This is a genomic window from Pontixanthobacter rizhaonensis (assembly GCF_012972675.1).
GTDB lineage: Bacteria > Pseudomonadota > Alphaproteobacteria > Sphingomonadales > Sphingomonadaceae > Pontixanthobacter > Pontixanthobacter rizhaonensis.
The window spans coordinates 541329-554694 of the sequence record NZ_JABCRE010000002.1 but is presented as its reverse complement, the minus strand read 5'-3'; the positions used below and the strand labels follow the sequence as shown (position 1 = coordinate 554694).

10 protein-coding genes are annotated in these 13366 nt (G+C 54.7%); 5 read left to right on the top strand and 5 right to left on the bottom strand.

From position 1 onward, the window contains the following. Positions 1-26: 26 nt before the first annotated feature. Entirely contained in the window at positions 27-1658 is a 1632-nt protein-coding gene (locus HKD42_RS02525; protein ID WP_170010013.1) for an AMP-binding protein, read from the top strand. On the opposite strand, the gene HKD42_RS02520 is transcribed toward HKD42_RS02525, so the two are convergent. Genes HKD42_RS02520 through HKD42_RS02510 form a run of 3 tightly spaced genes read right to left on the bottom strand, consistent with a single transcriptional unit; the run spans position 1655 to position 3853 of the window. Beyond that, the gene (locus HKD42_RS02520; protein ID WP_170010011.1) at positions 1655-2554 is read right to left on the bottom strand and encodes an SDR family oxidoreductase; all 900 of its coding nucleotides are present in this window, start codon (positions 2552-2554) and stop codon (positions 1655-1657) included. The genes HKD42_RS02525 and HKD42_RS02520 overlap by 4 nt on opposite strands. 27 nt (positions 2555-2581) lie before the next feature. After that, positions 2582-3337 (bottom strand): enoyl-CoA hydratase/isomerase family protein, encoded by a 756-nt coding sequence (locus HKD42_RS02515; protein ID WP_170010009.1) that lies wholly within the window; start codon positions 3335-3337, stop codon positions 2582-2584. 6 nt (positions 3338-3343) lie between these two features. Continuing rightward, positions 3344-3853 (bottom strand): MaoC family dehydratase, encoded by a 510-nt coding sequence (locus tag HKD42_RS02510; RefSeq protein ID WP_170010007.1) that lies wholly within the window; start codon positions 3851-3853, stop codon positions 3344-3346. Positions 3854-4149: 296 nt separating this feature from the next. On the opposite strand from HKD42_RS02510, the gene purC reads away from it, so the two are divergent. The 4 genes from purC to purQ all read left to right on the top strand — a co-directional run bounded on the left by purC (position 4150) and on the right by purQ (position 8972). Continuing rightward, positions 4150-4950, top strand: coding sequence for a phosphoribosylaminoimidazolesuccinocarboxamide synthase (gene purC / locus HKD42_RS02505; RefSeq protein ID WP_170010005.1), 801 nt, complete (start codon positions 4150-4152; stop codon positions 4948-4950). 53 nt (positions 4951-5003) lie between these two features. Then, positions 5004-7919: a M16 family metallopeptidase gene (locus tag HKD42_RS02500; protein ID WP_170010003.1), complete on the top strand. Its 2916-nt coding sequence runs from the start codon at positions 5004-5006 to the stop codon at positions 7917-7919. A 130-nt stretch (positions 7920-8049) separates the two neighbouring features. After that, a complete protein-coding gene (purS, locus tag HKD42_RS02495; RefSeq protein WP_170010001.1) occupies positions 8050-8295 on the top strand; it encodes a phosphoribosylformylglycinamidine synthase subunit PurS in 246 nt (81 codons plus the stop codon). Then, a complete protein-coding gene (gene purQ / locus HKD42_RS02490; protein WP_170009999.1) occupies positions 8295-8972 on the top strand; it encodes a phosphoribosylformylglycinamidine synthase subunit PurQ in 678 nt (225 codons plus the stop codon). The genes purS and purQ overlap by 1 nt, the downstream gene beginning before the upstream one ends. A gap of 19 nt (positions 8973-8991) precedes the next feature. On the opposite strand, the gene HKD42_RS02485 is transcribed toward purQ, so the two are convergent. Both HKD42_RS02485 and glmS read right to left on the bottom strand, forming a co-directional pair. Further along, positions 8992-11292 carry a putative bifunctional diguanylate cyclase/phosphodiesterase gene (locus tag HKD42_RS02485; RefSeq protein ID WP_170012033.1) on the bottom strand — a complete coding sequence of 767 codons (2301 nt, stop codon included), beginning with the start codon at positions 11290-11292 and terminating at the stop codon, positions 8992-8994. A 208-nt stretch (positions 11293-11500) separates the two neighbouring features. Further along, positions 11501-13324, bottom strand: a complete 1824-nt coding sequence (gene glmS, locus HKD42_RS02480; RefSeq protein WP_170009997.1) for a glutamine--fructose-6-phosphate transaminase (isomerizing) — start codon at positions 13322-13324, stop codon at positions 11501-11503. Positions 13325-13366: the final 42 nt, after the last annotated feature.

Sequence of the window (13366 nt, the reverse complement as noted above, 5' to 3'; positions counted from 1 at the left end):
CGTCATTTGACTGCTAGCCTTCTGATATGATTTGGAGAGGCGAGAATTTTGGTGTGGCTGTTAAAGCCATTGCGAACACTGTTGAACACGGCCGGCCCGCTTTGCTGCATGGCGATAGGATGGTCACGTGGCAGGAGCTGGACCGCCAAACTGATGCGATCGCGGCATCACTTATCAGACAGGGCTTGAAACCGGGTGATGTCGCCGGACAAATGCTGCGCAATTCACCGGACTACATCCTGGCCTATTTCGGATGCGTCAAAGCCGGTATCACGCCGGTCAATGTGAACTATCACTATAAACAGGGTGAGCTGCGCGATATCTTTACGCGCTTTGGTTTGAAGGCTCTGTTTGTGGAGCAGGAATTCGCCGCCGCGGCCGAGGCAACAGATACTCCGGGCTTAGATCACATCATCATTGCCGATCCCGCTAATGCCAATTGGCGAGATATGCTTCAAGCCGATGGTTCGGAAGACTTTGTACCGCACCAAGACGCGCAGGCACTGTTCTTTACTGCCACTGGCGGGACGACGGGTATGCCGAAAGCGGTCATGTGGCCATTTGAGGAAGCATGGGACGCATTTCAGATTTCGCAATGGCCGACGGGCCTTGGCCAGCCGCCTCATATTGCAGCATCATTGGCCGAGCACTGCGCAATTGCCGCCAAAATCGCCCCTGATGGGCCTGATAGCCCTGCCCCGCTGCTGCTGCTTAGCCCGCTAATGCATGGCGCCGGGCAATTTGCTGCGATGATCCATCTGATGCGCGGCGGCACATTGGCTACTGTGCCGGCATCACGCTTAGATGCAAATCAAGCTATCGATGCCGTGAAGCAGCGTAAGGCACGTTCACTGGCCTTTGTGGGTGATGCTTTCGCAATGCCTTTGGCGGACGCCCTGGAAAATCGCACCGATGGAAAGGATGCAATAAAAAGCCTGCGTCTGGTGACATCATCGGGCGCTGTCTTCAGCCAATCCGTCAAAGACCGGCTTATCGCGGCCAACCCAGAAATGGTCATCATCGACGCTTTGGGGTCGAGCGAAAGTGCGGGAACGGCTGTCACAATTACCAGCGCGGCGGGCACCAGCGGCGGCGGCAACTTTGCCCCGATGCCCGGGCGGGATACGAAAATCTTCGCTGTAGATGTATCGGGCAATCATCAAGAAGTACAACCCGGATCAGACGATTTTGGCATATTGGCAAGATCAGGCCCCCTGCCCCTTGGCTATCTGGGTGAAGACGAAAAGAACGCGCAAACCTTCCCTGAAATTGGCGGAAGACGCTGGCTGATGACAGGCGACACAGCCCGATACCGCGCAGATGGCAGCATCGAGTTTCAAGGCCGGGACAATATGTGCATCAATACGGGCGGTGAAAAAGTCTTCCCCGAAGAAGTCGAAGCCGTGCTGCAGGGATGCGAGGGCGTTCAAGATGTCCGTGTTGTCGGTATTCCCGACCCGCGCTTTGGCCGCAAAATCACAGCTGTCATACAGGGCGCAGACGCGGTTGAAGCTGAGCTGGATGCAACCGTTCGCGCTGCATTGGCGGGATATAAAATACCCCGCCTATACGTGTTTACCGAGCAATCGCTCCGCCTCAACAATGGCAAGCCTGATTATAAAGCAGCACAAGCCTTGGCTGATGCTGCGATTGGCTAGCTTGCACGGTCCTCCTTATCCTTGGCATTCGTGCCTTTGATCATAGCGCGCATTTGATCCCATTCCTCATCCCCTAGCGGGCTGAGCATTTGGTAGAAATTGCCGCCGGTTGCCTGATATCCTGCACCGTCAATGGCGATAGTCTGGCCGTTCACCCATTCCGCGCCCGGCCCCATCAGGAACACCGCCAGATTGGCGAGCTCATGCATTTCCCCGTGGCGGCCCATCGGGTTCATCCGGTCATTGGAATTATCGCCCCGTCCACCGGGCGACAGGCGCGCGCTCATCCCGTCGGTCGGGAAAAGCCCCGGCGCAATCGCATTGAAGCGCAACCCATATCGGCCCCATTCCACCGCCAGACTTTGAGTCATCGTGTTGATTGCCGATTTCGACATCGCAGACGGCACCACAAACGGCCCGCCATTCCAAACCCATGTTGTAAGGATCGACAGGAAGCTGGCGGATTTGCCTTCATCAATCAGCCGTTTGCCGATTTCATGCGTGACATAGAACGTCCCGCGAAAGACGATGTCAGAGATAGCATTGAAACCGTTGGTCGACAGGTCCTCTGTCCGGCTGATGAAATTGCCCGCTGCGTTATTCACCACGCCGGTCAGCGCACCGCCTTCTTCCCAAATGGCGTCGACCATAGCTTTGATCGCATCAGCATCGCGGATATCACAGGCATGGCCAACCACTGTGCCGCCATGCGCAGCCATCAATTCCCCCGCTGTTTCATCCAGTCTATTCTGCCGGCGACCACAAATATGCACCGTCGCGCCAAGTTTCAAAAATGCCTCTGACATTTCACGGCCAAGGCCGGTGCCCCCACCTGTTACCAGAATCCGAGCTCCGTCCATTAATCCGTCGCGGTACATCAGTTTTGCAATATCCATAGGGAGCCTCTCTGCGCGTTGCGCGCGTTAGTCTTTGAATTCAGGCCTGCGCTTTTCGACAAAGGCCGATGTGCCTTCCGCAAAATCAGCGCCTGCAAATGCGGCGGCGAAAACCGTCTTGGTGGCAGCGTCATCATCGGTCTGGCCATCCAGAACCTGCCGCACAAACTGCTTCATTTCCTTGTTGGAAGAGGCCGACGCTGCTGCAATGGCGGAGCGTAAACTCTCGACATCGTCAGCCAGCAATTCCGTCAAACCGATCCGGTGAGCTTCTGCAGCATCAATGAGATCGCCGGTATATAGCAAGCGCTTAGCCTGTCCGGGGCCAACCAAATCGACCAACAGTTTTATGTCATGAAACGGGTAGACTAACCCCAGCTTTGCAGGCGTTATTCCGAAACGGGCCGTTGGTGCGGCGACACGGATATCGCAGGCGAGAGCCAATCCGCACCCGCCGCCAATACAATCGCCTTCAACAAACGCGAGTGTTGGCACGGGAAATCGTGTCAGCCTGTGTTGCGCCGCAAAGATGGCGTCTTGATTGGCCTTCAGCCATTCCGGATCATCTTTATGGTCCACCATCTCGCGGATATCAGCGCCAGCGCAAAAGCTTCCCCCTGCGGCAGCCTTAACCACCAGCACCCGCAGCCCATTCTCTTGCATCGCCTGATCAAGCAGATCGGGGATTGCCTGCCACATCTCAAGCGACAGGGCATTGCGCCGATCTGGCCGATCAATCAGCAAATAGCCGGTCTGCCCATCCCTCTTATATCGAATACTCAATTGCGGTCAGCCATCCGCCGGACCGTGGCCCCGTTTCCACACCAACATCTTACGGTCAAAACTACAGACCACATCGCCGTGCTGGTTACGGCCAAGCGTGTGAATTTTCACGATTCCCTGTGTGGGGCGTTTTTCCGATTCCCGCTTCTCCAGAACTTCGCTTTCAGAATATAGGGTGTCACCAGCAAATAGCGGCTTGGGCAATTTGATATTGTCCCAACCCAAATTGGCGACAGCCTTCTGGCTAACATCAGACACGCTTTGGCCGGTCATAATGGCAACGGTTAGCGGCGAGCAGATAAGCGGCTTGCCAAATTCCGTTTTGGCCGCGAATTCATGGTCAAAATGCAGTGGATGAGTGTTCATGGTCAGCAGAGTGAACCACGTATTATCTTGCTCGGAAATGGTTCTGCCGGGGCGATGTTCATAGACATCACCAACCGAAAAATCCTCGTAATAGCGGCCAAAAGTTTCACGGTACCGGCCCGGAGCCACTTCGATTACACCGTCACGCATTGCCAGATTTCTCCCTTTACCGATCTATTGTCGGCTATCCCTGCTGGACCAATCCCCCAAAGGCAAGGCAGTTCCCCATCAACAGCTTGGGCCCATACCTAGGGCCACCGCCTTGGGCCCATACGTTGACCAATGCCTAGGATTGGCAATCGCGATGCACGATCTACGGATGACCACAGCCTTGCACATCCGCCGATTGCACTTTTCTGCCCAGCACGGTAAATAGGCCCCACGCCCCGGACGCGCAGACGCTGTTGTCTCGCCAGCCGGGGCGCTGTTATTTCAAGGAACCGTGCATGACCCGTCGTCGCCAAATTTACGAAGGCAAGGCCAAGATCCTCTATGAAGGTCCAGAGCCGGGTACGATCATTCAGTATTTTAAAGACGATGCGACCGCGTTCAACGCGGAAAAAAAGGGCACGATCAACGGTAAAGGCGTGATCAATAATCGCATTAGCGAATATGTCTTTACCCGGCTCAGCCATATCGGAATCCCGACTCACTTTATCCGCCGCTTGAATATGCGCGAACAACTTGTTCGGCAGGTAGAGATTGTGCCGATCGAAGTGATTGTGCGCAATGTCGCTGCCGGATCAATCTGCAAACGCCTCGGCCTTGAAGAAGGTGAGCCGCTGCCACACACTTTGATCGAGTATTGTTACAAGGATGATGCCCTGGGCGACCCGCTCGTCGCTGAAGAACATATCGCCTGTTTCAACTGGGCCAGCCAAGACGAAATGCAGGACATTTCCTCTATGGCGATCCGCGTTAACGACTTTCTGTGCGGGATGTTTGCCGCAATCAATATCCGTTTGGTGGATTTCAAATTGGAATTCGGCCGGATGTATGAGGGCGATTTCAGCCGGGTTATTCTGGCGGATGAAATCAGCCCTGACGGCTGCCGGTTGTGGGATATGGAAACCAACGAGAAGCTTGATAAGGACCGTTTCCGCCGTGATTTGGGCGGCGAAGAGGAAGCCTATCAAGAAGTCGCACGCAGGCTGGGTATCCTTGGTAATGAGGATAACAGCCCGGGTGAAGTATTCGACCTCAATGCCCATCGCGGCAAACTGCGCGGCGCACCACCTAAAAAATAGAATGGTTCCATAGAGTTGTTGCGGGTTCATCTTGCCTTCTGCATGAAGGTTGGATGACATTACGGACTGCTGCGCATGCTGCGCTATCACTCGCTTTAACAACCGCCTTTACCCCACCTGCTCTGGCGCAAGAAACGCCCGAACCGGGCCCCAAGGTTTCTGCTGACGACGTAGCGGGACCGGTTAATTGGAACCCTGCGGACTGGGACTTGGAAGATAGCGAGTTCACTCCGGAAGCGGGCTGGTATTTCGGCAAGCTTGATAATGGTGTGCGGTACATCATCCGCCCGAACAATCGTCCAGAAGGCACCGCCTTGGTCAGAATGGTGATTGGCGCTGGATCCATTGATGAACAAGATGATGAACAGGGCTTCGCCCATTACGTTGAACACATGGCGTTTAACGGTTCCACCAACATACCTGAAGGCGAGATGATCAAGTTGTTGGAACGCGAAGGCCTTGCCTTTGGCGCTGACACCAACGCTTCAACCGGGTTTGATGAAACTCAGTATAAGCTCGATTTGCCCCGCAATGATGAAGCCTTGTTGGACACTGCGTTGATGTTGATGCGTGAAACAGTGAGCGAGCTGACGATCACGCCAGAAGCCGTCGCACGCGAACGCGGTGTTATTTTGTCGGAACGGCGGGTCCGCAACGGCTACGCATTCAAAAACACTATCGATGGCCTGAAATTCGCATATCCGGATGCGCGCATTTCCAAACGCCTACCGATCGGAATATTGGAAACACTGGAAGGCGCAACAGCAGAGGGGCTGCGCGGCTTCTGGGAACGCGAATATGTGCCGCAAGACACCGTTCTGATCGTTGTAGGTGACTTTCAGCCCGCTTTGGTAGAACAGAAAATTCAGGCTCGCTTTGCGGATTGGCGAAGCAAAGTATCGGTGGATCAACCAGATCATGGACCGGTTGATCTTACCCAAAAAGGCCAGACTGATATCTATCTGGACCCTGCCCTGACTGAATCGATTACTCTTATCCGGCATGGTGCGTATATTGACCGCCCAGACACCGTTGCCGAGCGCCGGCAGGGTACATTACGGCGTATCGGGCAAAGCATCATCAATCGCCGCCTGCAACGGCTGCAGCGCAGCGAAGACCCTCCGTTTCGCGGAGTAAACGTATCGACTTCAAACTTCTTCGAGGAAGCCCGATCCACCCAGGTTTCGGTGAGCACGGTCGAAGGCCAATGGCAACGCGGACTCGATGCAGCGATTGATGAATATCGCCGCGCTCTGATTTACGGTTTCACCGAAGCGGAAATCGCCGAGCAGATCAGTAATGGCCGGACCTCACTAGAAAACGCAATTGCCAATAAAGGCACCCGCAGTAACGCCACTTTCACGTCCCGCGCGTTCACCATCGCAAACGGTGATCTGGTACCAGACAGCCCCGAGGCTGGGCTGGCCCGGTTTAACGCCGTCGCTGAAATAGCTTCACCCCAAGCAGTGCTGTCGGCCCTGCGTGAAAACGTGGTCGATCTGGAAAAACCATTAATCAGGTTTACCGGAAAGTCGGCACCAGAGGGCGGATCAGACGCTCTGCGTGCTGCTGTAGAGGCCGCCTTTGCCCGTGATGTTACGCCGCCGGAAGACAACGGCATTGCTGAATTTGCCTATACTGATTTCGGGACACCAGGCACCGTGGTCGAAGACGGCAAGATTCAAGACTTCGGCATTCGTACATTGCGCTTCGCCAATGGGGTTCGAGTCAACCTGAAGCCCACCGATCTGCAAGATAATGTGGTATCCATCCGGATGCATGTTGACGGCGGCAGAATGCTCAGAACAGCGGAGGACCCACAAGCGGTCACCATCGCCAGCTTGTTGACGCGTGGCGGCTTGGGGAAGCACAGTACAGATGAACTACAGTCCATTTTGGCCGGTAAGTCCGTGCGCGGAAATTTTGGCGATAGTGCCGAAACTTTCCTCAGTTCAGCAACCACAACCCCTAAAGATTTCAGACTGCAAATGCAGCTGCTCACCGCCTTCCTCGCTGATCCGGGATACCGGCCGGAAGGGTTGGGATCTTGGTATAATGGGCTCGATGATTTCTTTGGCCGGTTGGGCAAAACGCCTGGATCGGCATATAGCGAAGCGTCCAACCGGATATTATCCGACGGTGATCCCCGCTTTACCCGGCCCGCAATAGAGCAATACCGTGCGCTGAACTATGAACGGCTCAGAACCACGATCAGCGACCGGCTGCAGAACGGCGCGATTGAAGTTTCCATCGTTGGCGATTTTGAAGAAGACGCGGTGATTGCGGTGCTGGCCGAAACAATCGGTGCGCTTCCGCAGCGCGAAGCTGAGTTTAGACCTTATGACGATGAGCGCCGTGATCGTAGCTTCACAGATAATCGCGGTCTAAAAATCATTCCGCATGATGGCGAAGCCGATCAGGCATTGCTGCGGATGGTGTGGCCGACCGATGATGCCGAGGACGTTAAACAGGCCACCGCATTTACGGTTCTTGCCCGAATAACCCGCCTGATGTTGACCGAAAAACTGCGCGAGGAGCTGGGGCAAACCTACTCGCCATCCGTCAGCGACAACCAGTCACGGGTTTTCCGGGATTATGGAACGTTCGCAATGGGGGCTGCCGTGGATGTGACCCAGCTGGATGCAACAAAAGCCGCGTTAATGGATGTGCTCACCGAGCTGCGAAGTGAAGCGCCCGACGAAGATTTGATGCAACGCGCGCGGCAGCCACTGCTGGAAGCCATCGACAACCGGTTGAAAAGCAATCGCAGCTGGATGAGCTTGGTTGATCGCGCGCAAAGCGAGACGGAAGATGTCGAACGTTTTCGAACCGCTCGCGAGCGCTACACGGCGGTGACGGGTGCGGAAATATTGGCTCTGGCCCGGCAATATCTTGCACTGGAGGAGGCAGTAGAATTTCGTGTGGTCCCGCGTGCCCTAGCTGAACAGATGGCCACATCTGAAAGATAAGCAGCGGATATCGGATGGTTTCCGACAGTTTCTGTTCTCACAAACCTTGCCCTACGATAGGCATCAAGCCATAGGCTAGAACGCGTTCAAACCGGTTCAAAACCGAGTCTTCTTCACAGGAATTACTCCGATGAAAGTGCAAATCCACGTTTCGCTCAAAGCTGGTGTTCTTGATCCGCAAGGCCGCGCGATCCATCACGAGTTAGAGGCACTGGGCTTCGGCGGCGTGAATGATGTGCGGGCTGGTAAGCTGATCGAACTCGACGTTTCAGATGACACCTCTGACGAGGATTTGGACCAAATGTGCCGGAAACTCTTGGCCAACATGGTGATCGAGAATTACCGGATTGAGAAGTTGGAGCAGGAGGCAGCCTGATGGCGTTCCGTTCTGCAGTCATCACATTTCCGGGGTCCAATTGCGACCGCGATATGGCCGTCGCTTTGGAACAGATATCCGGTACCACGCCGAGCCGCATTTGGCACGGCGACGCCGATCTGCCCGGCGATCTGGACTTTATCGCTTTGCCAGGCGGGTTTTCCTATGGTGACTATCTCCGTTCCGGCGCGATGGCTGCACGCAGCCCGATTATGAAAGCAGTGGTAGCTGCGGCAGAACGCGGCGTCCCGGTATTGGGTGTCTGTAACGGTTTCCAGGTTCTTACAGAAAGTGGATTATTGCCCGGCGCGCTGATGCGCAACGCCGCGCAGACCTTTGTCTGCCGCACCGTACCGCTCAAGGTCGAGAACACCCGGTCGCTATTTACTAACGGATATACGGGTGATGAAACCATTCATATCCCGGTCGCCCATCATGACGGTAATTACTTCGCTGATGAGCACACTCTCGATACGCTTGAAGGCGACGGCCAGGTAGCATTCCGATATGCGGAGCCCTGCAACGGGTCACGCAGGGATATTGCCGGTATCCTTAACGCCGCGGGTAACGTTCTGGGCATGATGCCGCATCCCGAACGCGCCATTGAAGATGCGCATGGCGGAAGCGATGGGCGCGCGCTGTTTGAAAGCGCCATCAATGGGCTGGTGCGCGCCTAGTTCGCTAGAAACAGACGGGTTAAGCGCGGATTTGCCCCTGCCGCGCAAATAGATGCCGTGCATCCGCAGCACCCATCGGCCGACCGAAATAGTACCCTTGGATCTTGGTACATCCCATATTGCGGATCATTTCAGCCTCTTCGGGATTCTCGACACCTTCCGCGGTCGTGGCCATTTCCAAACTGTCAGCCATCGCCACAACAGCACGAATGATGGCGATGCTTTCAGCGCTACCTTGCGCTGCGCCTTGCACAAAACTGCGATCAATCTTGATGGTTGAGAAGCTCAGTTTGCGCAGATAACCAAGCGATGAATATCCGGTGCCAAAGTCATCCAGCGCAACGGTACAGCCCAGCGCAATCACTTGTTCCAGCGCAGCCCGGGCAATATTCGGATCACGTAAGAAGATGCTCTCTGTGACCTCGATCTCAAGCCGTTGAGGTTCCAGCCCGCTATTGGACAATGCATGGACCACGGTCGTCGCAAAATCCGGTTCGATCAATTGCTCGCCTGATACGTTGACCGCAACACGGATATTACGCGGCCAGTTAAGCGCTTCGCGGCATGCCTCTTGCAGCACCCATGCACCAATCGGTACAATCAGGCGGGTGTCTTCTGCCAGTGCGATAAACTTGTCTGGGCGCACAAACCCATGCTCTTTACTATTCCATCGCAGCAACGCTTCGAAGCTCACTACGTTTTCTCTATTCGCATCGACCACCGGTTGATAGTTCAACAGAAGTTCGTTGTTTTCGAGCGCTTTACGCAAAGAGCCTTCTAGCTGGCGGCGCTCTTCTGCATTGGCATGCAAGGTCGACTCATATGGCCGGTGTTCCCCGCCACCTTCATCTTTTGCGCGGTACAGCGCAAGGTCAGCATTACGCATGATTTCTTCTACCGTTTTGCCGTCACGCGGACCAATCGCAGACCCGACGCTGGCCCCGACATACAGCGTGTTATTGCTGATGTTATAGGGGCGCGACAATGAGCGGATAATGCGCCTTGCCAGCCGATCGACAGTACCTTTTTCGGAAGCATCACGGATCACAATGGCAAATTCGTCCCCGCCCAAGCGGCCACACATTGTGTTGTCATCCATAAGTTCTTTGAGGCGGCCGCTGACTTCTGCGAGCAGTTCATCGCCGACCATATGCCCCAATGAATCGTTGATGGCCTTGAAACGATCTAAGTCCAGCATCAGAAACGCACAGCGCGTGCGCCACTTTTTCGCGTAAGCAATTGCGTCGCGCAGCGCCTCGTTCAGCATCAAGCGGTTGGGCATACCGGTCAGCGTGTCATAGCGTGCGAGATAGGCGATTTTTTCGCTCGACTCGCGCTGCTCCGTCACGTCGGAACCAACTCCGCGGAAGCCCATGAAGTTCTGTTGCTCGTCCAGAATGGGAGTGCCCGAGATTTCCCACCAACGGCTCTGGCCATCAATGCTGACCCGCACGATCAGGTTGGAAAAGTTCTCACGGCTTTTCAGCTTTTCGGCGAGCTCATGCAGGCTGGGAGCAAACTGCCCCGATTCCCATGAATCCCCCGCAATCATCTGCAGAAATGGCTTACCCTCAACATCGGCCGGTGTTTGGCCCAAAGCAAAAGAGAAGCGCGGTGACGCGCTACGAATGCGCCGTCCGGTATCGACCTGCCAAAGCCAGTCTGCTTGATTTTCTTCAAATTCGCGAAGCAGCATAGACACCACTTCGCTTTTCTCTTCCATACCCGCTTCTGCGATCCGTGCGATAAGATACGTTTTACTGCATTCAATCGTCCCAAGGATCGCCGCCAGTAACACAAAAACAATGCACCCTGCCGCCGTATAGTTACCAAGCAGCAATGCGCCGATAATCGCTCCGACACTGGTGACGGTGCTAAAAATAACTGACCCAAGTGGAGCCGATGCCCGCATCAGCGACGTTGAAACAATCATGGACAATGCCACGGTCCATAAAATCAACAATTCAACTATGGTTCCGTAGCTGCTAAATAGCACGAACGGTACGCACCAGATCAGCGCCAACATCAAAACAGATAGGTTTTGTTTGCGGAACTCTTCGTTTGAAATGCTGCGTGTGTCAGAATCGGAGAGGCTCTGATCTGATCGTGACGCAAAGAAAAGCGCCGCTGCCAGAGTGATCGCCCAGCCAGCCAACAGCCAAATGTTCACCAACCCAAAATACAACCAAGCGGTAAGCATCGCAGACAGAACATGCAACGCAGCCCGTTTCAGCGAATTGTCTGCGAGCGTGGCATATTGCAACCCGCGCAACCGCGCCCAATCGTCCTGACCGGGATTGGTCAGGCCCAGTACCGCCATCGCTGGCAAACGTTCCGGCAATGCAGGAAGATTGGTTGGGTTCTCGCTCACAATCTCCCGTTAGAGAAAAAAGGTTAGCGCCGGGTAAAGTATACGATGAAAACACCCTGAAATTGCCGCAAAAATTTATCGCGGCGTTTTGTTTCTGCACGTCAACCGCCGAACATCAATACTCCAAATTTTTCAGCGTTGTACGCCCTCGCCGGGTTTATTCAACAGTCACTGATTTGGCGAGATTGCGGGGCTGATCAACATCTGTGCCCTTGGCGCATGCAACATGGTAAGCCAGAAGCTGCACTGGAACCGCATATACAAGCGGCGCGATAAGCGGGTGAACCTTCGGCATTTCGATGGTCGCGATACAGCCCTCACCCGCTGCCTCAATCCCTTCCTTATCGGAAATCAGGACGATCTGGCCACCACGCGCGCTGACTTCTTGCATGTTCGAAACTGTTTTCTCGAACAGTGAACCAGAAGGCGCCAACACGATCACTGGGACTTTATCATCGATCAATGCAATCGGCCCATGTTTCATTTCACCCGAGGCGTAACCTTCTGCGTGTATATAACTGATTTCTTTGAGCTTTAATGCCCCCTCCATCGCGAGCGGGAAGTCTGATCCACGGCCCAAATATAACACGTCGCGCGCGGGTGCGATCAAATGGGCCATCGCGGCGATGTCATCATCATGCGCCAAAGCAGCGTTCAAACACGCCGGTGCCTCAAGCAGATGCTTTACTACTTCCTGTTCTTCGGCCCGGTCCATCCGGCCTTTCTTGACCGCCAGATGTGCCGCCAAGGCAGCCAAGACCGCCAGCTGGCAAGTGAATGCTTTGGTTGAAGCAACGCCTATTTCAGGGCCGGCATGTGTCGGCAGCAACAAATCGGCTTCACGTGCCATAGAGCTGGTCGGAACATTGACCACCACGCCAATGGTCTGCCCTGCTTCTTTACAATGCCTTAGCGCAGCCAGAGTATCCGCCGTCTCTCCAGATTGTGAGATGAAAAGTGCTAGACCGCCATCTTCCAGTACAGGCTCGCGGTACCGGAATTCGCTAGCCACATCGATGTCGACCGGAACGCGCGCAAACTGTTCAAACCAGTATTTTGCGACCAAACCTGCATAATAGGATGTTCCGCACGCGACGATTGTGATCCGCTTTATCGCAGAAAGATCAAAATCAATCTGCGGCAATGCCACAACCTCATCAGCGCGGTGGACATAGCTGGCCAGTGTTTGCGCCACTACGGTAGGTTGTTCGAATATCTCTTTCTGCATGAAGTGGCGATAATTGCCCTTCTCTACAGCGGCGGCGGATGCGCCAGAGGTCGTAATGTCGCGCTCTACTCGCTGGTTTTCCGAGTCGTAGATGATCGCACTGTCCCGCGTAAGTACGACCCAATCGCCCTCTTCCAAATAGGTGATTTTCTGCGTCAAAGGAGCCAAGGCAAGGGCATCGGACCCAAGGAACATCTCCCCTTCACCATAGCCGACAACCAACGGCGAACCGAGCCGCGCGCCAATCAGCATATCGGGAAATTCTTTGAAGGCGATCGCCAGCGCGAAAGCGCCGCGCAATTGCGGCAGCACTGCCTTGATCGCATCTTCCGGCGACGCACCATTTTCAACCTGTTGCGAAATCAAATGCGCCACAACTTCGCTGTCAGTGTCGCTTTCAAGGCTTCGTCCATCGGCAATCAGGCCGTCACGGAAGGGCTTGTAGTTTTCGATAATGCCGTTGTGGACCAATGCCACATCATCAGTCGCATGAGGGTGTGCGTTGTGTGTTGTCGGTGCACCGTGAGTGGCCCAGCGAGTGTGAGCGATACCGATCAAACCGGGGGCAGAATTCTGCGCGAGTTCAGTGACCAGATTTTTGAGCTTACCCTGCGCTCTACGGCGTACCAGTGCCCCTTGGTCAATTGTACATACACCGGCACTATCATAGCCGCGATATTCCATCCGGCGCAGGCCATCGACCAACCGGTCTGCCACTTGCTCTTTTCCAACAATGCCGATGATGCCGCACATAGGGGATGCCTTTATGTATAAGATGCTGATTCTAAATTTGCG